The organism is Micromonospora costi, assembly GCF_003626655.1.
GTDB lineage: Bacteria > Actinomycetota > Actinomycetes > Mycobacteriales > Micromonosporaceae > Micromonospora > Micromonospora costi.
The window spans coordinates 984,300-1,005,203 of sequence record NZ_RBAN01000001.1 but is presented as its reverse complement, the minus strand read 5'-3'; the positions used below and the strand labels follow the sequence as shown (position 1 = coordinate 1,005,203).

Here is a 20,904-nt window from a genome sequence, read left to right as displayed (position 1 = left end):
GCCGGGGCGGACCCTAGGCTGCCCCGATGATCGACGCCGGACACCACGACCGGGCGGGGCGCGCCGTCACCCTGCGACCGGTGGACGACGACAACTGGCGGGTCGTGGCCGACGTGGCGCCCCGCGACGACCAGCGCGACTGGGTGCCGGCCCTCGCCGCCCGGTACCTGCTGCTGACCATGCGCAGTGACGTGTGGACGTCCCTCGCCGTGTACGCGGACGAGACGGTCGTGGGCCACGTCATGTGGGGCGTCGACGACGACGGCTCGCACTGGATCGGTGGCATGGTCATCGACGCGTCCGAGCAGGGGCGGGGGATCGGACGCGCCGCGGTGGCCACGCTCGCCGGCTGGCTGGCCGCCCGCGAGGGGCACCCGGCCGTCCGGCTCGCGTACCACCCGGAGAACACCGCGGCCGCCGCCCTCTACACCGCCCTCGGCTTCCACCCGACGGGCGCCATGGAGGACGACGAAGTCGTCGCCGAACTCGGCGCCCCACCCCGGTGATCATGAAGTTGTTGTCGCGACACGCCGAGGCGGGCGACAACAACTTCATGATCGACAGGGGAAGGCCGCGGGAGACCGAGGGGCTACGCCGGGACGGGGCGGTCGGTCGGGGCCGGGCGTTGGGCCGGGACGGGAGCGGGGGTCTCCACCGTCAGGTGGGCCGGCAGGCCCGTCACCGTCGGGTGGCCGGTGCGGTCGACGGTCACGCCGACCGGGGCGCCGGCGACCGTCAGGCGCTCCACCGCGACCGCGCCCAGCTCCGGGCCGGCCAGCGGGGCGAGCCGGACGGTGCCACCCGGCACGTCGGGGTAGAGCCCCGCGGCGGCCTGGAGCAGCAGCACCGCCCCGGCCGCGGCCCAGGCCTGCGGGCGGCACGCCGCCGGGTACGGTGCCGGGCGGCCCAGCAGCTCACGGTCGTCACCGCCGTACAGCTCGGGCAGGCGGTAGTCGAACGACTCGGCGGCGCCCAGCAGCCCGTCGGCGAGGCCGAGTGCGGCGTCCCGGAAGCCGGCCCGGGCCAGGTTGGCGAGCACGATCGCGGTGTCGTGGGTCCAGACCGAACCGCAGTGGTACGACAGCGGGCTGAAGCCGGCGTCGTCGGTCGACATGGTGCGCAGCCCGTACCCGCCGGACAGCGCCTCGGTGGCGAGCAGCCGGGCCACCTGCGCCTCCTCGTCGGCGGTGAGCAGGCCGGTGCCCAGCAGGTGACCGATGTTGCTGGTCAGCGAGTCGACGGGCCGCTTGTCCCGGTCGAGGGCGAGCGCCGGCTGCGGCCCGTACGGCCCGTCCACCCAGAACGCGGCCCGGAACCGCCCGGCCAGCCGCGCGGCGTACTCGCGCCAGCGCTCGCCGCCGGGCCGACCGAACGCGTCGAGCAGCGCGGCGCCGTTCACCGCGGCCTCGTGCGCGTACCCCTGCACCTCGGCCAGGACGATGGGCGGCGCGGCCAGGGTGCCGTCGCGGAACCGGACGGCGTCGCCGGAGTCCTTCCAGCCCTGGTTGGCCAGGCCGTGGCCCAGGGTGTCGATGTACTCGACGAGCCCGTCGCCATCGGCGTCGGCGTGCTCGGCGAGCCAACCCAACGCCGCGTCGAGGTGCGGTAGCAGCGGCTCGACCTGGTCGGCGGGCAGCCCCCAGCGCCAGGCGTCGTGCAGCAGGTTGACCCAGAGCATGGTGGCGTCGACGGTGCCGTAGTAGGCGGGCGGGAGCCGCAGGCCGTCGCCGGGGGCGAACTCGTGCCGCCGCAGCTCGTGCAGGATCTTGCCGGGCGCCTCGCCGCTGGCCGGGTCGACCCGGGTGCCCTGCCGCCGGGCGAGCACCCGCAGCGTGCCGGCGGCCAGGTCGGTGCCCAGCGGCAGCATCATCCGGGCGGCCCAGAGGCTGTCGCGGCCGAACAGGGTGAGGAACCAGGGCACCCCGGCGCCGAGGAAGACGTCCGCCGGGGCGCCGGTCTCGGCCAGCCGCAGCCCTCGCAGGTCGTCGAGGCTGCGGTCGAGGAGGCGGACGAGCCGCCGGTCGTCGGCGCGCAACGTGGCCCGGGACCAGGCGGGCTCTCCGGGTGGGCAGACCACCACGGCGCGCGGGTCCTCGACCGTGAGCCCCCAGCGCAGCACCGACTCGCCACGGGGTGGCAGGTCGACCGGCCAGCTCAGCCGGGGCGCGGTGGCCCGCACGCCGGTGGCGTCGACCGTGGCGCCCTCGGCGGTCACGGTGACCGTGATGCCCGCGGCCGACCAGACGAGTCGGCCGGGCTGGCCGGTCTTGGCCTCCAGCGGCTCGGTGGCGCCGCCGGTCTTGACCACCTCGATGGGGGCCAGGTCGCAGCCGAGCTCGACGGTGACGGTGGCCCGTACCGGCACCGAGGCGGTGGAGACGATCCGCAGCTCCTCGGTGAGCCCGCCGGGCGAGACGCGGCGGAGGCGTTCGACCCGGACGGTCGGGTCCGGCCCCGGGTCGCCGAGCCAGCGGGCGAGGCCGACGAAGCGTACGCCGTGCGGCCCGGCGGGGCCCCGGGTGAGCCCTTCCGGTTCCCGGTCGTCGACGCGCAGCTCGGCCCGGGAGAGCACCCGGGCGTCGGCGTGGAAGACGCCCTGGACTCCGGTCGGGCGGATCTGCCCGGCCGCGTCCCCCAGCGTGCTGGTGGGGGCCAGCACGACCCCCACGAGCTCGTGCAGCAGGGGTTGCAGTTGGCGTTCGGTCACGGTGTGGCTCCAGATCCTGTCGCTGCGGAACGACGTCTTGACAACTCGTTCCTCGTCGGTGCAGAGTGCGAAACATTCCAGAAACTTGAACGATCTAATCCTGCCGTATCCAATTTGGATCGTTCAAGATGGCGAGAGGGATTTTGTGGCCGAAAAGGTGACCATCGCGACGGTGGCCCGGCACGCCCGTGTGAGCCGCCAGACCGTGTCCAACGTGCTCAACGCGCCGCACATCGTGCGGGAGGAGACCCGGCAGCGGGTCCAGGAGGCGATCTCCGCACTCGGCTACCGCGCCAGCCAGGCCGCCCGACAGATGCGTACCGGCCGTTCCCGCCTGATCGCCGTCCGTATCGAGCCGACCCGTGACGGCATCAACGGCTCGGTGCTCGACCGCTTCCTGCACGGCCTCACCGAGACCGCGGAGGCGGCCGGCTACCGCACGATGCTCTACACCGCGAGCGACACCGAGCGGGAGATCACCACGTACGACGACCTGCTCAGCGCGTACGACCTGGACGGTTTCGTGCTGACCGGCACCGACCACGGCGACCCGCGGACGGCGTGGCTGGCCGACCGGGGCGTGGCGTTCGTGACGTTCGGCCGCCCCTGGGACGACCCCGCGGCCCACCCCTGGGTCGACGTCGACGGCGCGGCCGGCACGGCGCAGGCCACCGACCACCTGCTGGCCCACGGCCACCGGCGGATCGGCTTCCTCGGCTGGCCCGCGGGCTCCGGCGTCGGCGACGACCGGCGCTCCGGCTGGCGGGCGGCGCTCCGGGCGGCCGGGGTCGACCCGGCCGGGCTCGACCGGGAGACCGAGGACAGCATCGCCGAGGGCGAGCGGTCGATGCGCGATCTGCTCTCCGGCGCCGAGCCGCCGACCGCCGTGGTCTGTGCCAGCGACTCGCTCGCCCTCGGCGCGCTCCAGGCCGTACGCGCGGCCGGGGTGGAGGCCGCGGTGGTCGGCTTCGACGACACCCCGGTCGCCGCCGCGATCGGGCTGACCAGCGTCAGCCAGCCCCTCGGCGAGGCCGCCGCGCGCTGCGTGGACCTGCTCACCGCGGTCCTCGACGGCCACCAGCAGACACCCGCACCCGTGCTGCTCCAGCCCTCGCTGGTACGTCGGCACACCGCGTAACCCATCCCCCAACCAGGAGAACCAGATGGCACCTCGACACCTCGCCCGGGCGGCGGTGGCCGGCCTCGCCGCCGTCGCGCTGCTCGGCACCGCCGCCTGTGGCAGCGGCTTCGACGACAACTCCGGCGACGCCAACCAGTCCAGTGGCCCGGCCAGCCTGCAGATCCTGATCGGCTCCTCCGGCGACGCCGAGACCAAGGCGGTGCAGGACGCGGCGGCGAAGTGGGCCAGCAGCTCCGGCAACACCGCCACGGTGACGCCCGCGCAGGACCTCACCCAGCAGCTCGGCCAGGCCCTCGCTGGCGGCACCCCGCCCGACGTCTTCTACGTCGACGCCACCCGGTTCGCCGACTACGCGAGCGTGGGCGCGCTGGAGCCGTACGGCGACAAGATCAGCAACACCGGTGACTTCTACGAGAGCCTGCGCACCGCCTTCACGTACGACGGCAAGCTCTACTGCGCGCCGAAGGACTTCTCCACCCTCGCGCTGGAGATCAACACCGACCTCTGGGCGAAGGCCGGCCTCACCGACGCCGACGTCCCCACCACCTGGGACCAGCTCACCGCCACCGCCCAGAAGATCAAGGCGAAGGGGCAGGTGCCGCTGGCCCTGGGCGACACCCGCGACCGGATCGGCGCGTTCATGGTGCAGAACGGCGGCTGGCTCATGAGCGACGACGGCAAGCAGCCCACCGCCGACACCCCGGAGAACCTGGCCGCCCTCCAGTACGTCAAGACCCTGCTGACCAGCGGTCTGGCGCAGTACCCGAAGCAGCTGGACGCCGGCTGGTCCGGTGAGGCGTTCGGCAAGGGCAAGGCCGTGATGACCATCGAGGGCAACTGGATCAAGGGCGCCCTGCAGAACGACTTCCCGAACGTGAAGTACAAGGTCGTCCCGCTGCCGGCCGGCCCGAAGGGGCAGGGCACGCTCTCCTTCACCCAGTGCTGGGGCATCGCCGCGAAGTCGAAGTACAAGGAGCAGGCGATCAAGTTCGTCGAGGCCATGACCAGCGGCGAGCAGCAGATGGCCTTCGCGACCGCGTTCGGCGTCATGCCGTCCCGGCAGTCCGTCCGCGACCAGTACACCACCGCATTCCCGGCCGACAAGCCGTTCATCGACGGCGTCGCGTACGCGCAGGGCCCGGTGAACGCCCCGAAGATGGACAGCGTGCTGCGGGACCTCGAGGCCGGCCTCCAGGGCCTGGGCACCGGTGACCCGAAGACCATCCTCGCGAACTTCGACAAGAACGCCAAGGCGGCGCTCGGCGGCTGAGGTGGTGCGGGGGCCCCGGCCGGAACCCGGGGTCCCCGCGCACCTCCCACTGGAGGACAGGGAGGGGAGATGGCAACGGAGGCACCCGCGGTGCCGGCCGCCGTACGCGGCAGGGCACCCCGGCGGCGCGGTCGCGGCACCCGGAGCAACGAGAACCTCGCCGGCTGGCTCTTCGTCGCGCCGGTCGTCGTGATCCTCGGGCTCTTCCTGCTGCTGCCGATCCTGATGGCGCTCTGGGTGAGCCTCACCGACTGGAACGGCCAGGGCAGCCCGTTCACCGGGGACGTGCCGTTCGTCGGGGCGGACAACTACACCCGGCTGTTCGCCGAGGACGGCCTGGACCGGCGCGACTTCATGACCAGCATCCGCAACAACATCTACTACGTGGGGATCGTCGTGCCGGCGCAGACCGTGCTGGCCCTCGGTCTCGCGCTGGTGGTCAACAACCGGATGCTGAAGGGCAAGGGCTTCTTCCGCAGCGCCTTCTACTTCCCGTCGGTCACCAGCTCGGTCGCGATCAGCGTGGTGTTCCTGTTCCTGTTCGCCAACTCGGGAGCGGTCAACAAGCTGCTCGGCCTCCTCGGCGTCACCGGACCGCAGTGGTTCGCCGACTCCCGCGGCGTGCTGCACCTGCTCCTCGGCGCGCTCGGCGTGGACACCCCGCCGGCCGCGCTGACCGGCGGCGGCCCGTTCGGCCTGAGCTGGTGGGACTGGTTCTCCGGGCCGAGCGTCGCCATGGTCTCGATCATCACGCTGGTGATCTGGACGACCTCCGGCACGTTCATGCTGATGTTCCTCGCCGCGCTCCAGAACGTGCCGGTGACGCTGGACGAGGCCAGCACGCTCGACGGCGCGAGCCGGTGGCAGCGGTTCCGCCACGTCACCCTGCCCTTGATCAGGCCGACCACGTTCCTCGTGGTCACGCTCGGCCTGATCGGCTCCTGGCAGGTCTTCGACCAGGTGTACGTGATGAGCCAGGGCGATCCGGCGAAGACCACCCTCACGCCGGCGTACCTGTCGTACCGGACCGCGTTCCGGGACTTCGACTACGGCTCCGGCGCGGCCATCTCGTTCGTGCTGTTCCTGATCATCATCGTGTTCACGCTGATCCAGCGCCGGGTCATGGCCGACCGGGACCCGGTCGGGCGGCGCCGCGGCTGGTGGCGTCGACGCGCACCGGAAGGGTCCTGACATGGCCGTGCTGACCGACCGCCCGCCGGTCGCGGCGGCGCCCGCGCCGCGCCGGCGCCGCGACCGGCGCACCCTGGTCTCCCGGATCCTGGGGTACGCGACGCTGGTCTTCTTCGGGCTCGTCTTCCTCTACCCGTTCGTCATCCAGCTCGGCAACTCCTTCAAGACCGAGCCGGACGCGGCGGCCAACCCGCTCTCGCCGATCCCCGACCCGCTGTCGCTGGCCGGCTTCGAGCGGATCTTCGCGGGCACCAACTTCCCGCTCTGGCTCGGCAACTCGCTGCTCGTCACCGTCCTGGTCACCCTGGGCCGGGTGTTCTTCGACTCGCTCGCGGGCTACGCGCTGGCGCGGCTGACCTTCCGCGGCCGCGCCGGGCTCTTCGCCGGGGTGGTCGCCGTCATGGCCGTGCCGCCGGTGGTGCTGCTCATCCCGAAGTTCCTGGTGCTCAACCAGCTCGGCATGTACAACAGCTACACCGGGCTCATCGTGCCGCTGCTCGCCGACGCGGCCGGCGTGTTCATCATGAAGCAGTTCTTCGAGTCGATCCCGGTGAGCGTGGAGGAGGCGGCCCGCATCGACGGGGCGAGCGTCTTCCGCACCTTCTGGTCGGTGGTGCTGCCCATGGCGAAGCCGGCGCTCATCACCCTGACCATCCTGTCGTTCCAGGGCTCCTGGAACGAGTTCCCGCACAGCCTGGTGGCCGTGCAGGACCCGGACCTGTTCACGCTGCCGCGCGGGCTCGCGGACCTGGTGAGCGGCTCGCTCGGCAAGGGCAGCCAGTACCCGCTGAAGCTGGGCGCCGCCCTGCTGGCCACCATCCCCGTCGCGATCATCTTCGTGGTGTTCCAGCGCTACTTCGTACGCGACGCCAACGACGGCTCCGACAAGGGCTGACCGGCGCGCCCCCGCCGGCACGGGCCGGCGGGGGTGACCGGGACGGTCAGTCGGCCGGCGCGGCCTGCGCCGGCGCGGCCGGCTCGCCGGCGGCCGGCAGCGTCACGTGCAGGCGGAGCTGCGGGACGAGCATGTCGTCCACGTCGAGCGCCCGGCCGGCGCCGTCGGGCTCCCAACCGGCGCTCGCGAGGAACTTCCGGGTGGCCGCGTCGCCGTCGAAGGCCCAGGCCACCGCGCGGCCGAAGCCGTCCTCGCGCCACAGGTCCACGCTCGCGGCGAGCAGCCGGCTGCCGTGCCCGCGCCGCCCCCAGCGTGGCTCCACCAGCAGGTCGGTGACCGCCACGACGTCGTCCCCGAGCGCCTCGGCCGGCTCGTTCGGGGCGAGCGCCTCCGCGTCGGCCGGACCGGAGGCCGCGAACCCCACCAGATACGATTGCTCGGCCTGTTCGACGGCGACCAGCACCCGGTGGGCGCCCGAGGGCGGCTCCTGCACCGCGGCGGCCCACCGCCGCGTGAGCCACGCCTCGTCCAGGTTGTCGAGGACGTGCCGGGGCAGGATCCGGCGATAGGCGACCCGCCAGGTCGCGAGCTGGATGCGTGCGATCTCGCCGGCGTCTTCCGGACGCGCCGGGCGGACGTACCCGAGAGCCATGGGACGTGAGCCTACGCAGGGCGAGGGAGGCGACGGTGGCGCAGGGTGCCAGAAGGACGATCGCGGAGGTCGTCGGCGTGGTCCTGCTCGCCGTCGCGGTGACCGCCTTCCTGGCCGTGGCCGCCGTCCGGCACGGCTTCTTCGACCTCCAGGTCTACTACGGCGCGCTCCGCTGGTGGGCGCGCGACGGCGGCGAGATCTACGACTACCTGCGGCCGTTCACCCAGTACGGCTTCACGTACCCGCCCTTCGCCGCCCTGGTCATGCTCCCCATGGCGTACGTGCCGTGGCTCGTCGCCATCGTCATCAGCGTGACCGCCACGGTCGCGGTGACCGTGGTGCTGTTCTGGTGGCTGGTCGACCCGATCGCCCGCCGGGCGGGGTGGACCCGCTGGCTGGCCCTCGCGGTGGCGCTGTGCCTGGCCGCGGCGTTCGAGCCGATGCGCGAGACGGTCAACTTCGGCCAGGTCAACATGCTGCTGCTCTTCCTCGTCGCGGTGGACCTGCTCCGGCTGCTGCCGGCCGGCAACCGCTGGGCGGGCGTCGGCATCGGCCTGGCCACCGCCATCAAGCTGACGCCCGGCATCTTCATCGTCTACCTGCTGGTGACCCGGCGCTGGCGCGCGGCGTTCACGTCGATGGCCACCGCCGCCGGGGCGACCCTGGTGGCCGCCGCGCTGTTCCCGGACGCCTCCCGCGAGTTCTGGACCGAGGCGCTGTGGAACACCAACCGCGTGGGGGAGTTGGCGTTCGTCTCCAACCAGTCGCTGCGCGGGGTGGTCGCCCGGCTCGATCCGGAGCACCCGAGCACGGTCGCCTGGCTGGTCCTGGTGCTCGGCACGCTCGCGCTGTGGGCCTGGCGGTCCCGGGCCGCCGCGGCCGCCGGCGACGAGGCCGCCGGGCTGGCCCTGACCGGCGCCGTGATGTGCCTGGTGAGCCCGGTCACCTGGGTCCACCACCTGGTCTGGCTGCTGCCCGCGCTGATCCTGCTGGTGGACAACGCCATGGCCGCGCCCGCCCGCGGGCGCCGGCGGCGTCTGCTGCTGGCCGCCGCGAGCGTCGGGTACGGGTTCCTGATCAGCCGGATCGTCTGGGCCTGGGAGCGGGACTTCACGGGGCTGGACGGCTTCCTGGGCAGCAACACCTACGTCTGGATCAGCCTCGCGCTGCTGGCCTTCGTGCCGATCCGCCGCGCGGCGGCGCCGGCCGGCTCACCCGTCGAGGCGTCCGGCGTACCGCAGCTCGACCAGCCCGACCGGCGGGCGCCCGCCGGAGAGCGGCACCGGGTAGGTCGACCTCTCTCCGTCCGGTGACAGGCCGGCCCGCGCGCAGAAGCGGCGGGCGCGGCCGTTCTCCTCCAGGACCCACAGCCGGTACGCCGACCAGCCCCGCGCGGCCAGTCCCGCCCGGGCGGCCGCGAACAGCGCGCGGGCGGTGCCGTCGCCCCAGTGCGCCGGCTCGACGTAGAGGGAGAGGATCTCGCCGCAGGTCGGGTCGAGGGTCGCGCGGTCCTGGTCGATCCGGTACGGCCCGAAGGAGGTGAACCCCACCACGCCGTCGCCGTCCGCCTCCGCGAGCAGGGTGGTGAAGGGGTGCTCCGGGTCGGCCGTACCGACGTCGCGCCGGCGCTGCGCCCAGGCGGCCACGTTGAGCCGCCGCAGCACCTCGTCGGGCATGACGCCGGCGTAGCCGGCCTGCCAGCCGTGCACATGCACCCGGGCGACCGCCTCGGCGTCGTCCGGCTCCTCCGGGCGGATGGTGCGCATCGCACCGTTCTATGCCCCGGCGGGCGTTGCGTCCAGTATCCGCGCCGCGGTGTCGTACGCCTGGGCTAGGGTCGCCCGCGATGGCCGCACCGGAATCGCTCTCGCTCGCCCAGGCCCGCCGCGTGGCGCTCGCCGCGCAGGGGTTCGCCGACCCGGCGCCCACGGGCGCGCCCACCCGTCGCCACCTGCGCCGGGTGCTCGACCGGGTCGGTCTGATCCAGATGGATTCGGTCAACGTGCTCCAGCGGGCCCACTACCTGCCGCTCTACAGCCGGCTCGGTCCCTACCCGACGGGCCTGCTCGACACCGCCGCCTACCGCCGCCCCCGCGAGCTCTTCGAATACTGGGGGCACGAGGCGTCGCTCGTCCCCGTCGGCCTGCACGCGGCGCTGCGGTGGCGGATGGCCCGTGCGCACAGCGAGTCCTGGGGCGGGATGCGCCGCATCGCCCAGGAGCAGCCCGAGCTGGTCGCGTGGGTCCGCGACGAGGTGGCCGCCCGCGGGCCGCTGACGGCCGCCGAGATCGAGCACGACGCGCCCCGGGAGACCGGCAACTGGGGGTGGAACTGGTCGGCGGTGAAGCGGGCGCTGGAGTTCCTGTTCTGGGCCGGCGAGGTGGCCGCGGCCGAGCGCACGACCTCCTTCGCCCGCCGCTACGACCTGCCCGAGCGGGTGCTGCCCGCCGCGGCCCTGAACGCGCCGACGCCGACCGACGCCGAGGCGTACCGCACGCTGGTGGCGGTCGCCGCCCGGTCGCTCGGCGTGGCCGCCGAGCCGGAGCTGCGTGACTACTTCCGGCTGCCCCTGGCCGGCGCCCGGCAGGCGATCGCCGAGCTGGTCGAGGCGGGCGAGCTGGTGCCGGTCACGGTGGCGGGCTGGCGGCAGCCGGCGTGGCTGCACGCCCAGGCGCGGCTGCCCCGGTGGGTGCGCGGCAACACGCTCGTGAGCCCGTTCGACCCGCTGGTCTGGGAGCGCAACCGCACCGAGCGGCTCTTCGACTTCAGCTACCGCATCGAGATCTACGTCCCGGCCCCGCAGCGGGTGTACGGCTACTACGTGCTCCCGTTCCTGCAGGGGGAGCGCTTCACCGCCCGGGTCGACCTCAAGGCCGACCGGAAGGCCGGTGCGCTGCTGGTGCCCTCCGCCTGGGTGGAGCCCGGCGCCGACCCGGGCGAGACCGCCGTGGCGCTCGCCGCCGAGCTCTACCGGCTCGCCGGGTGGCTCGGGCTCGACGCGGTGGCCCCGCCGACCGCCGGTGACCTGGCCGGCCCGCTGGCCGCCGCGCTGGTGGGCGTTGCCGGTGTACGGTGAGCGCGTGACGAGCGTTGACGGGCCGGCCGTCCCGCCGCATTCGGCGACCCAGGCACTGCCGCCCGATCCGGTCCAGCCCGATCCGGCGCAGCCCTACCCGGCGGCGGAGCCCGACCGGCTCACCCGGTTCGTCATGCGCCTCTACGACCGCTCGCCGCGGTGGGCCGTGCCGCTGGCCGCGCTCGGCTGCGTCGCGGCCGGCATCGCCTACACGCTGATCAGCGACCCCACCCGCTCGGCGCCCGACGCCGCGCCCAGCTGCCTGTTGAAGCTCACCACCGGCCTGGACTGCCCGGGGTGCGGCGGCACGCGCGCGCTCTGGTACGTGGTGCACGGCGACCTGCCGGCCGCCGCCCGGCACCACTTCCTGTTCGTCTTCGCGCTGCCCTTCCTCGCGTACCTCTTCGTCGCCTGGGCGGGGCAGCAGGCGTTCGGCTGGCGCCTTCCGGAGCTGCGCATCAGCAGCAAGGTGATCGGCGGCTTCCTGGCCGCCTGGATGGCCTTCTCGGTGCTCCGCAACCTGCCCTGGGCGCCCTTCACCTCGCTGTACGTCTGACGCCTGCCGCCCCCGCCCCGGGGCCGGGCCCTGGTTGGTCAGCCCTGTGCCCTCGGTCCTCGGCCTGCGCCCTTGGTCGTCGGTCCTCCGCGGTCCGCCGGCCCGCGATCCGCCGACGCCCGCCGCGGGCTCGTGCTGCTCCCGGTGCCACGCTCGGGGCCTGTCGAGCTGCCCCAGATCTGGGGCAGCCGTCGCTCTTGCTGTCGCTGTAGCTGTCGGTGTCGCTGGCTGCCTGGGGCGACCCTTCCCGGGCTGCCCGGCCTCCGTCGGGTGCCCCACTTCTGGGGCAGCTCGACAGTGGGCTGGGGACGTGCTCCCTGAGGGAGCTGAACTCGTTCGTGACGATCAACCAGGCTGCTGTTCGCCTACCCGACGGCTGCCGGCAGAGGGTGACGCCGCGGGCGATCCGGCACCAGAGGGCGCGGGCCGGCACGGTCCGGCAGGGCCGGTTCCGGCGTGACCGACGTTGCACGGGGGCGAGGCGACTTGGGGCCGGCGGCGGCTCCCACTACAGTCCGAGGAATGCCGGACATGGTGCAGCCCCAGGTGAAGTTGATCGCGTGGACCCACTTCGAGGCGCCGGACGACGTGCCGTGGTCCACCGACGCCGAGGGGGGCCAGGCGCTCGCCGAGTTCGCCGGCCGGGCCTGCTACCAGTCGTGGCGCAAGCCCAACCCGGCGACCGCCACCAACGCCGGCTACCTGGCGCACATCCTCGAGGTCGGTCACCTGTCGGTGCTGGAGCACGGCTCGGTGACCTTCTACTTCACCGGGATCTCCCGCTCCTTCACGCACGAGCTGATCCGCCACCGGCACTTCTCGTACTCCCAGCTCTCCCAGCGCTACGTCCCCGAGCGCGACGCGGCCATGGTCGAGCCCCGGGTGATCGCCGAGGACCCGGAGCTGCACAAGAGGTTCGTCGAGGCCGCCGAGGCGAGCGTCCGGGCGTACACCGAGTTGCTGGAGGGGCTGGAGCAGCGCTTCGCCGACGTGGAGAACGCCACGCTGCGGCGCAAGCAGGCCCGCCAGGCGGCGCGCGCCGTGCTGCCCAACGCCACCGAGACCCGGATCGTGGTGACCGGCAACTACCGGGCCTGGCGGCACTTCATCGCGATGCGCGCCACCGAGCAGGCCGACGTGGAGATCCGCGAGCTGGCCGTGGAGTGCCTGCGCCAGCTGCAGAACGTGGCCCCGAACGTGTTCTCGGACTTCTCGATCACCACCCTGCCGGACGGCACGGAGGTGGCGACGAGCCCGTACGCCCAGCTCTCCTGAGCCCTTCCCCGGCGGGCTCTCCGGGGTCGTCCGCTAGGTTGGATACATGACGCACGACCACCCTGACACCCCCGCTCGGGCGGTGTCCCGCCCGTTCGGGCGAGTGCTCACGGCCATGGTGAGCCCGTTCACCTCCGACGGGTCGCTCGACCTCGACGGCGCCGCGCGACTCGCGGCCCACCTGGTCGACGAGCAGGGCAACGACGCGCTGGTGGTCAACGGCACCACCGGCGAGTCGCCGACCACCACGGACGCGGAGAAGGAACGCCTCATCCGGGCCGTCGTGGAGGCGGTGGGCGACCGGGCCAAGGTGGTGGCCGGGGTGGGCACCAACGACACCCGGCACACCATCGAGCTGGCCGCCGCCGCCGAGAAGGCGGGCGCGCACGGGCTGCTGGTGGTGACGCCGTACTACAACAAGCCGCCGCAGAGCGGCCTGCTGCGCCACTTCACGGCCGTCGCCGACGCCACCGGCCTGCCGCTGATGCTGTACGACATCCCGCACCGCTCCGGGGTGCCGATCGCCACCGAGACGCTGGTGCGCCTCGCCGAGCACGGCCGGATCGTTGCGGTGAAGGACGCGAAGGGCGACCTGACCGCGACCAGCTGGGTGACCAGCCGCACGAACCTCGCCTTCTACAGCGGCGAAGACTCGCTCACCCTGCCGGCGCTCGCCGTGGGCGCGGTCGGCGTCGTCGGCACGTCCACCCACTTCACCGGCGCGCTGACCAAGCGGATGATCGAGGCGTACGACGCGGGGGACAACGCCACCGCGCTCGCCCTGCACCGTCGGCTCCTGCCGCTCTACACCGGCATCTTCCGCACCCAGGGCGTCATCCTGGTCAAGGCCGGCCTGGCGGCCGCCGGCCTGCCCGCCGGGCCGGTGCGGCCCCCGCTGGTCGACGCCACCGACGACGAGATCGCCCAGCTGCGCGCCGACTGCGCGGCGGCGGATCTGGAGCTGCCCGAATGATCGAACGACACGACGGACGCCCGATGACGGCGTCCCAGAATGAGGTGAACGCGTGACCGAGGCGCACATCGAGGCGGAATTCCCCCCACCGCTGCCCGAGGGTGGGCTGCGGATCATCCCGCTCGGCGGGCTCGGCGCCATCGGTCGGAACATGACCGTCTTCGAGTACGACGGCAAGCTGCTGGTGATCGACTGCGGGGTGCTCTTCCCCGACGTCGAACAGCCCGGCGTGGACCTGATCCTGCCCGACTTCGGGCCGATCCTGGACCGGCTCGACGACGTGCAGGCCATCGTCCTCACCCACGGTCACGAGGATCACATCGGCGCGGTGCCGTACCTGCTCGCGCACAAGCCGGACATCCCCCTGGTCGGCTCCCAGTTCACGCTCGCTCTGGTCGAGGCGAAGCTCGCCGAGCGGCGGATCCAGCCCTACACGCTGACGGTGCGAGAGGGCGGCCGGGAACAGCTCGGGCCCTTCGAGTGCGAGTTCTTCGCGGTGAACCACTCGATCCCGGACGCGCTCGCGGTGGCCGTGCGTACGCCGGCCGGCCTGGTGCTGCACACCGGCGACTTCAAGATGGACCAGCTTCCGCTCGACGGCCGGATCACCGACCTGGCCGGTTTCGCCCGGCTCGGCGCCGAGGGCGTGGACCTGCTGCTGTCGGACTCCACCAACGCGGAGATCCCCGGCTTCGTGAACCCCGAGCGGGAGATCGGGCCGGTCCTCGACTCGATCTTCCAGAAGGCGCGCGGCCGGATCATCGTGGCGTCGTTCGCCTCGCATGTGCACCGGGTCCAGCAGGTCATGGACTCGGCCGCCGAGCACGGCCGCAAGGTGGCGCTCATCGGCCGCTCGATGGTGCGCAACATGGGCATCGCCCGGGACCTGGGGCTGCTCAACATCCCGCCCGGCCTGGTCGTCGGCCTGGAGGAGGCCACCACCATGCCGCCGGAGCGGATCGTGCTCATGTCCACCGGTTCGCAGGGCGAGCCGATGAGCGCCCTGGGCCGGATGGCCAGCGGTGACCACCGCCACATCACCATCGCCCCCGGCGACACCGTGGTGCTCGCCTCGTCGCTGGTCCCGGGTAACGAGACCTCCGTCTACCGAGTGATCAACCGGCTCGCCCGGGCCGGCGCGGTGGTCGTGCACAAGGACGTCGCGAAGGTCCACGTCTCCGGTCACGCTCCGGCCGGCGAGCTGCTCTACCTGCTCAACGTGGTGCGGCCGAGCAACCTGATGCCGGTGCACGGCGAGTGGCGCCACCTGCGGGCGCACGCCCGCCTCGGCGTGGAGTCCGGCGTCGCCCCCGACCGGGTGGTGCTCTGCGAGGACGGCGACGTGGTGGACCTCGTCGAGGGGCGCGCCAGCCTGGTCGGCCACGTGAAGAGCCGGTACGTCTACGTCGACGGTCTCGCGGTCGGTGACGTGAGCGAGTCGCTGCTCACCGAGCGGCGGATCCTCGGCGACGGCGGTTTCATCGCGGCCACCGTGGTCGTCGACTCGGTCACCGGCAAGGTGGTCGCCGGCCCGACCGTCTCCGCGAAGGGCTTCTCGGAGGACCCGGAGGCGTTCAACGGCGTGATCCCGCTGGTCACCGAGGCGCTCAACCGGGCCGCCTCGGACGGCATCACCGACCCGCACCAGCTCCAGCAGATCGTCCGCAGGACGGTGGGGCGCTGGGTCAACGACGCGTACCGCCGCCGGCCCATGATCGTGCCCACGGTCGTCGAGGTCTGACACCGGCGCCGTCGCGGCCCCGCCGGTGCTCAGGGCAGGGCCGCGACCGCCTCGGCGTACGCGACGCCGGTGGTGACGGCGGCGTTCAGCAGCACGTCGAGCTGCGCCGGGGCCACGCCGTACGCGAGGTCCGTGCTCACGTCGCCGGCGAGCACCAGCTCGTCGCCGAGGTCGTGCACGTACGCCTTGGGCAGCAGCCGGTCGTGGTTCCACGCGTTGCAGAAGGCGTACGCCTCGGCCCGCCGGCCGACCGGCAGCCGCCGGGTCGCCAGCGCCCGTGCGTGCAGGATCTCGCCGCGTTCGCCGAGCTGGCGGAACTGGATCACCGCGTCGCCCCACCGGCCGACCACCGTCGCGCCGGCGTCCACCGCGTACCGGTCGCCGCGGCGGTCCAGGGCCGCGGTGATGAGCGCGAGGGTGAGCGGCGCGGGTTCCCGCTCGGCGGGCTCCGGATCATCCGGTCCCGGGTCGCCGTCGTCGTCCGCCGAGCCGTCGTCGGCGGGCAGCGGCACGGGCCCACCCACCGGTCGTTCGGCCAGCCAGGCGGCCATCCGGCCGGACTGGTGGCCGGTGCCGTTGCGGGCGTCGAAGCTGCCGGCCAGCTCGGTGGCGAGGGCCAGCAGCACGGCGCCGAGCGTCGCGACGTCGAGGTCGGCGGCGGGACGGTCACCGTACGCCGGCCGGTGCACGGTGCGCCCGCCCAGCCCGGCCTCCACCGCGAGCCCGCACACCAGCGCCCCGGCGGCGGCGAACTCCATGACGGAGAGGTCGTCGTACGGGTGGTCGAGCCGGGGCAGCTGCTCGGCGAGCAGGTCCAGACCGCGCCCCGGATGCCCGGCGAGCGCGCAGAACCGCAGGTGGGTGGCGAGGTGTGGGAAGGCGCTGCGCTCACCGCGGTGGCGGCGGTACGCGCGCACGTGCGCCGCGCCGGCCCGTTCCGGCTCGCCGGTCCGCAGCCAGGGCAGCAGCGCCGCCGTGAGGGACCGCTCGGGCTGGTCGGTGCAGTCGACGGCGCCGTCCAGCGCCGCCCGCAGCTCGGCCAGGGCGGCGGCGTGCTCACCCCACCCGGCGAGCAGCTCCGCCCGGCGGGCCGGCGCGCAGCCGGGGCAACCGCCGGCCGGGCCGGGCTCGGCGGACGCCCACCGGTCGTACCACTCGCGGGCGGCCGGCTCGTCGCCCAGGTGGTCGGCGACCCGGCAGCGCAGCTCGGCCACCGCCTCGGCGTCGGGGCCCACACGCCGGGCCAGGTCGTCGACGGCCCGCGCCTGGTCGAGCCCGACCCGCGGGGTGCCCAGCAGCGCCTCCACGGCGAACCGCTGGTAGCGCGTCAGCAGGTCGACCTCGGCGTCGGTGAACAGGTCGGGGCGGCGGTCGAGGACGGCGAGGCAACGCCGCACCGGCTCGACCAGCCGCCACCGGTCGCCGTGCAGCAGGGCGGCCTCGACGAGCGCGAGCCGGGCGTCGACGGCCGAACGGTCGTCGCGGGCCGCGTCGGCCTGGGCGGCGATCCGTTCGAGCTCGACGAGGCGGGCCGGGCCGTCGGGCAGATCCCGGGCGTCGGCGAGCGCGGCGACCAGCTCGCGGTTCCGGGCCGCCGGCGGGCGGTTGCGGCCGATCAGGTCCAGGTCGGCCAGCCGGCCGCCGCGCCGCCCGCCGTCACCGCCCGGGCCCCGCCGCTTCCCGTCACTGCCCGGGCCGCCGCCGCGCCGCTCGTCCCGGCCGGTCACGAGGTCACCCCGCCGGGCAGCCGTCCGACGGCGGCCGCGAGCTGGCAGCCGGTGGAGATGCCGCAGTCGAGCAGCTGGTCGAGCTGGTGCGGGGTGACGCCACGTTCCAGGTCGGCGATCACCTCGCCGCAGACACGCGCACGGCCGTCGTCGTCGACGTGGACGAACGCCTTCGGCCAGAGCCGGTCGTGGTTCCACGTGTTGCAGAACTCGTGCAGCGCGGGCACCCGCTCGATCGGGAACGTCGGGGCGACCATGGTGCGGATCTGGAGCAGCTCGCCGGCCTCGCCCAGCCGCAGGAACCAGACGAGGTTGTCGTCCCAGCGGCCGACCAGGTCGCCCTCGGCGTCGGCGGCGACCGTGTAGCCCCGGTTGCCCAGCACCGCGGCGATCAGCTCGCCGGTCAGCGGTCGCAGGTGTCGCGGGTGCCCGGTCAGGGGGTCGTCCGGACCGTCCTCGAATCCCGGCGACGCCATCGGGCATCCCTTCTGAGGCAGATATCACGGCATGCGGCGAAGTCCGTGCTGCGACGCGCGGACACGACCCGGAAAGCGGCGATCCACCGGGTCGCGCCGTTACGGTGATGCTATGGCGGGCCGTACCTCTCAGGCGAGCCGGCGGCGCGGCGCGTCGCCGCGCGGCGCGGCGAACAGCCGTGCCCGCCAGCCGGCGAAGAAGACCACGCGCGCGCCCGTGCGGCGGCGCACCCGCGCGGCCCGTCCCGGTCCCGCCGTCTACGTCGGACGCGCGGTCGGCGCGCTGTGGATGGGGCTGGCACACGGCGTGGGCTGGGCGGTGCGGGCGGCCGGCCGGCAGGCCGCCACGGCCCGGGACCTGGACCCGGAGCACCGCCGCGACGGCGCCGGGCTCCTGCTCTTCGGCCTCGCCCTGCTCAGTGCCGTGGGGATCTGGTTCTCCGGCGCCGGCCCGGTCGGGGCCCGGCTGGCCGACACCGTGCGGCTCTTCCTCGGCGCGATCTCCGTGGTGGTGCCGGTGCTGCTCGGCATCGGCGCGTGGCGGCTGATGCGCCAGTCCGCCGAGGCGGAGCACCGCGGGCGCGGGCTCGTGGGCTGGGGCTCGATGCTCGTCGCCACGGCGGCCATGCTCCACATCGGGCAGAACCCGGTCGACCCGGTGCAGCGCGACTACGCGGGCGGTCTCATCGGGGCGGGCGTCGGCAGCCTGCTGGAGCGGGCGGTCACCGCGTGGGTCGCCATGCCGCTGCTCATCCTGCTGCTCCTCTTCGGCCTGCTGGTGGTCACCGCCACGCCGATCAACAAGATCCCGGAGCGGCTCGGCCTGCTGGCCGGCACGCTGGTGGCCCCACCGTCCGGCCAGGACGAGGAGGAGGCCCCGGCCAAGCCGGCGCGGAAGCGGCCGGCCAAGCGGACGCCACCGCCCGTCGACCCGGACGCCTTCTCCGACGACCTCGACGGCGTCGACCTGCAGGACACCCTGGTCCTCACCCGCACGCCGCCGAGCAAGGTGCCGGCCAGCCGCAAGCCGGTCGAGCCGCCCGAGCACTCGCCGCTGCCCACCCGGGCCGAGCAGCTCGCGCTGACCGGCCTCGCGGGCGACTACACGCTGCCGCCGGCGAACCTGCTGAGCACCGGTGCCGCGCCGAAGTCCCGGAGCAAGGCCAACGACGAGGTGATCGCGGCGCTCACCGGCGTCTTCGATCAGTTCGACGTGGACGCGGCGGTCACCGGCTTCACCCGCGGCCCGACAGTCACCCGCTACGAGGTCGAGCTGGGGCCGGGCGTCAAGGTCGAGCGGATCACCCAGCTCTCCCGCAACATCGCGTACGCCGTGAAGTCGCCGGACGTCCGGATCCTCAGCCCCATCCCGGGCAAGAGCGCGGTCGGGGTGGAGATCCCCAACACGGATCCGGACAATGTGGCGCTCGGCGACGTGCTGCGCTCGCGGGCCGCCACCAGCGACCACCACCCGATGGTGGTGGCCCTGGGCAAGGACATCGAGGGCGGCTTCGTGGTGGCCAACCTGGCCAAGATGCCGCACATCCTGATCGCCGGCGCGACCGGCGCGGGCAAGTCGTCCTGCCTCAACTCGCTGCTCGTGTCGGTCCTCACCCGGGCGACCCCGGACGAGGTGCGGCTGCTGCTGATCGACCCGAAGCGCGTCGAGATGACCGGCTACGAGGGCATCCCGCACCTCGTCACGCCGATCGTGACCAACGCGAAGAAGGCGGCCGACTCGCTGGAGTGGGTCGTCCGCGAGATGGACATGCGCTACGACGACCTCGCCGCCAACGGGGTCCGGCACATCGACGACTTCAACCGCAAGGTCCGCAACGGCGAGATCAAGGCCCCGCCGGGCAGCGAGCGCGAGATGCGGCCGTACCCGTACCTGCTGGTGATCGTGGACGAGCTGGCCGACCTCATGATGGTGGCCCCCCGCGACGTGGAGGACTCGATCGTCCGGATCACGCAGCTCGCCCGGGCCGCCGGCATCCACCTCGTGCTCGCCACCCAGCGCCCCTCCGTCGACGTGGTCACGGGTCTCATCAAGGCGAACGTGCCGTCCCGGCTGGCGTTCGCCACGTCGTCGCTGGCCGACTCGCGGGTCATCCTCGACCAGCCGGGCGCGGAGAAGCTGCTGGGCCGCGGCGACGGGCTCTTCCTGCCGATGGGCGCCTCGAAGCCGATCCGCATCCAGGGCGCCTGGGTCACCGAGCGCGAGATCGCCGACGTGGTGAAGTTCTGCAAGGACCAGCGCGAGCCGGAGTTCCGCCCGGACGTGCTGACCGTGGCGCAGGAGGGCAAGAAGAAGATCGACGAGGACATCGGCGACGACCTCGACCTGCTCGTGCAGGCGGTCGAGCTGGTGGTCACCTCGCAGTTCGGCTCCACGTCGATGCTCCAGCGCAAGCTGCGGGTCGGCTTCGCGAAGGCCGGCCGGCTCATGGACCTCATGGAGACCCGGGGGGTCGTCGGGCCGTCCGAGGGTTCCAAGGCCCGCGACGTGCTGGTCAAGCCCGACGAGCTGGAGGAGGTCCTGGTGGGCCTGCGCGGCGGCGATGGGTGACGCCGTGGAGCGGCTGCGGGCGGCCGGCGTTCCCGTGGTGGCGGAGCCGGCCGCTCAGCCGTGGGGCGAGCGGATGGCGGTCGTACGCGACCCCGACGGCAACCGGGTGCTGGTGGCCGAACGAGGCTGACCGGCACGGTCGAGGCGCGCGCCCGGCCGGGCGCCCGCGCGCCGCGCGTGAGCGCCCGGACGGGCGCGGCTCAGTGGAAGATCCTCAGGCCGACCACGCCGGCGATCACCAGGAGCAGGCAGGCGATCCGGGGCAGGCTGGACGACTCGTTCAGCGCGAGCATGCCGACCAGGGCGGTGCCCACCGCGCCGATGCCGACCCAGACCGCGTACCCGGTGCCGACCGGGATCTCCCGCAGCGCGTACGCGAGGCCGGCCATGCTGAGCACCAGCGTCACCACGAAGATCACGGACGGGAGGGGCCGGCTGAACCCGGCGCTGCGGTCGAGGGCGACGGCCCACGCCGTCTCCAGGAGTCCGGAGAACACGAGCACGATCCAGGCCATGGTGATTCCACCTCTGTGGTGAGCGCCCGGACCACCGGGGCCGGGACGAGTCGGGTCGGTACGTGTCGGGGCGTCTTGGCCTGACCGGGTACGCCCGCCGCTCGTCCGGGATGGCCGGCACTGGCCATCGGGCCCGACGG

At 73.7% G+C, this 20,904-nt stretch carries 19 protein-coding genes and 1 riboswitch; of the genes, 13 read left to right on the top strand and 6 right to left on the bottom strand.

What is annotated here, in order from left to right; genetic code table 11:
• The first annotated feature begins 26 nt into the window (after positions 1 to 26).
• Complete coding sequence (locus D7193_RS04515) at positions 27 to 506, top strand: GNAT family N-acetyltransferase (protein ID WP_120778063.1); 480 nt, start codon at positions 27 to 29, stop codon at positions 504 to 506.
• Positions 507 to 589: 83 nt separating this feature from the next.
• On the opposite strand, the gene D7193_RS04510 is transcribed toward D7193_RS04515, so the two are convergent.
• The gene (locus D7193_RS04510) at positions 590 to 2,707 is read right to left on the bottom strand and encodes an amylo-alpha-1,6-glucosidase (RefSeq protein WP_120778062.1); all 2,118 of its coding nucleotides are present in this window, start codon (positions 2,705 to 2,707) and stop codon (positions 590 to 592) included.
• Positions 2,708 to 2,852: 145 nt separating this feature from the next.
• Here D7193_RS04510 and D7193_RS04505 point away from each other — a divergent pair, with 145 nt between their 5' ends.
• The 4 genes from D7193_RS04505 to D7193_RS04490 all read left to right on the top strand — a co-directional run bounded on the left by D7193_RS04505 (position 2,853) and on the right by D7193_RS04490 (position 7,204).
• Complete coding sequence (locus D7193_RS04505; RefSeq protein WP_120778061.1) at positions 2,853 to 3,845, top strand: LacI family DNA-binding transcriptional regulator; 993 nt, start codon at positions 2,853 to 2,855, stop codon at positions 3,843 to 3,845.
• A 25-nt stretch (positions 3,846 to 3,870) separates the two neighbouring features.
• On the top strand, positions 3,871 to 5,118 hold the full coding sequence (locus tag D7193_RS04500; protein WP_120778060.1) for a sugar ABC transporter substrate-binding protein: 1,248 nt from the start codon (positions 3,871 to 3,873) through the stop codon (positions 5,116 to 5,118).
• Between the two features lie 69 nt (positions 5,119 to 5,187).
• Entirely contained in the window at positions 5,188 to 6,309 is a 1,122-nt protein-coding gene (locus D7193_RS04495; RefSeq protein ID WP_120778059.1) for a carbohydrate ABC transporter permease, read from the top strand.
• A gap of 1 nt (position 6,310) precedes the next feature.
• Positions 6,311 to 7,204: a carbohydrate ABC transporter permease gene (locus tag D7193_RS04490; protein ID WP_120778058.1), complete on the top strand. Its 894-nt coding sequence runs from the start codon at positions 6,311 to 6,313 to the stop codon at positions 7,202 to 7,204.
• A gap of 46 nt (positions 7,205 to 7,250) precedes the next feature.
• Here the strand turns inward: D7193_RS04490 and D7193_RS04485 are convergent, their stop codons facing one another.
• A complete protein-coding gene (locus D7193_RS04485; protein WP_120778057.1) occupies positions 7,251 to 7,856 on the bottom strand; it encodes a GNAT family N-acetyltransferase in 606 nt (201 codons plus the stop codon).
• 35 nt (positions 7,857 to 7,891) lie between these two features.
• Here D7193_RS04485 and D7193_RS04480 point away from each other — a divergent pair, with 35 nt between their 5' ends.
• Positions 7,892 to 9,169, top strand: a complete 1,278-nt coding sequence (locus tag D7193_RS04480; protein WP_120778056.1) for a glycosyltransferase family 87 protein — start codon at positions 7,892 to 7,894, stop codon at positions 9,167 to 9,169.
• Here D7193_RS04480 and D7193_RS04475 read toward each other — a convergent pair.
• Positions 9,068 to 9,622, bottom strand: coding sequence for a GNAT family N-acetyltransferase (locus tag D7193_RS04475; RefSeq protein WP_120778055.1), 555 nt, complete (start codon positions 9,620 to 9,622; stop codon positions 9,068 to 9,070). The two genes, D7193_RS04480 and D7193_RS04475, sit on opposite strands and share 102 nt — an antisense overlap.
• A gap of 80 nt (positions 9,623 to 9,702) precedes the next feature.
• On the opposite strand from D7193_RS04475, the gene D7193_RS04470 reads away from it, so the two are divergent.
• The 5 genes from D7193_RS04470 (at position 9,703) to D7193_RS04450 (ending at position 15,477) form a co-directional block, all read left to right on the top strand.
• Entirely contained in the window at positions 9,703 to 10,932 is a 1,230-nt protein-coding gene (locus tag D7193_RS04470; RefSeq protein WP_120778054.1) for a winged helix-turn-helix domain-containing protein, read from the top strand.
• Positions 10,922 to 11,488 (top strand): DUF2752 domain-containing protein, encoded by a 567-nt coding sequence (locus tag D7193_RS04465; protein ID WP_377456401.1) that lies wholly within the window; start codon positions 10,922 to 10,924, stop codon positions 11,486 to 11,488. The genes D7193_RS04470 and D7193_RS04465 overlap by 11 nt, the downstream gene beginning before the upstream one ends.
• 531 nt (positions 11,489 to 12,019) lie before the next feature.
• Complete coding sequence (gene thyX, locus D7193_RS04460; RefSeq protein WP_120778053.1) at positions 12,020 to 12,763, top strand: FAD-dependent thymidylate synthase; 744 nt, start codon at positions 12,020 to 12,022, stop codon at positions 12,761 to 12,763.
• Positions 12,764 to 12,809: 46 nt separating this feature from the next.
• A complete protein-coding gene (gene dapA / locus D7193_RS04455; RefSeq protein ID WP_120778052.1) occupies positions 12,810 to 13,736 on the top strand; it encodes a 4-hydroxy-tetrahydrodipicolinate synthase in 927 nt (308 codons plus the stop codon).
• Positions 13,737 to 13,788: 52 nt separating this feature from the next.
• Positions 13,789 to 15,477 carry a ribonuclease J gene (locus D7193_RS04450; RefSeq protein WP_120778051.1) on the top strand — a complete coding sequence of 563 codons (1,689 nt, stop codon included), beginning with the start codon at positions 13,789 to 13,791 and terminating at the stop codon, positions 15,475 to 15,477.
• Between the two features lie 29 nt (positions 15,478 to 15,506).
• Here D7193_RS04450 and D7193_RS04445 read toward each other — a convergent pair whose 3' ends face one another.
• Both D7193_RS04445 and D7193_RS04440 read right to left on the bottom strand, forming a co-directional pair.
• Positions 15,507 to 17,102, bottom strand: a complete 1,596-nt coding sequence (locus tag D7193_RS04445) for a type III secretion system chaperone family protein (RefSeq protein ID WP_241562898.1) — start codon at positions 17,100 to 17,102, stop codon at positions 15,507 to 15,509.
• A gap of 98 nt (positions 17,103 to 17,200) precedes the next feature.
• Positions 17,201 to 17,680, bottom strand: a complete 480-nt coding sequence (locus D7193_RS04440) for a type III secretion system chaperone family protein (RefSeq protein ID WP_120778050.1) — start codon at positions 17,678 to 17,680, stop codon at positions 17,201 to 17,203.
• 112 nt (positions 17,681 to 17,792) lie between these two features.
• On the opposite strand from D7193_RS04440, the gene D7193_RS04435 reads away from it, so the two are divergent.
• Positions 17,793 to 20,249, top strand: coding sequence for an FtsK/SpoIIIE family DNA translocase (locus D7193_RS04435; RefSeq protein ID WP_120778049.1), 2,457 nt, complete (start codon positions 17,793 to 17,795; stop codon positions 20,247 to 20,249).
• Entirely contained in the window at positions 20,242 to 20,379 is a 138-nt protein-coding gene (locus tag D7193_RS04430; RefSeq protein ID WP_120778048.1) for a VOC family protein, read from the top strand. The genes D7193_RS04435 and D7193_RS04430 overlap by 8 nt, the downstream gene beginning before the upstream one ends.
• 70 nt (positions 20,380 to 20,449) lie before the next feature.
• On the opposite strand, the gene D7193_RS04425 is transcribed toward D7193_RS04430, so the two are convergent.
• The gene (locus D7193_RS04425) at positions 20,450 to 20,764 is read right to left on the bottom strand and encodes a DMT family transporter (RefSeq protein WP_120778047.1); all 315 of its coding nucleotides are present in this window, start codon (positions 20,762 to 20,764) and stop codon (positions 20,450 to 20,452) included.
• Between the two features lie 64 nt (positions 20,765 to 20,828).
• A riboswitch (guanidine-III (ykkC-III) riboswitch) is annotated at positions 20,829 to 20,896 on the bottom strand.
• Positions 20,897 to 20,904: the final 8 nt, after the last annotated feature.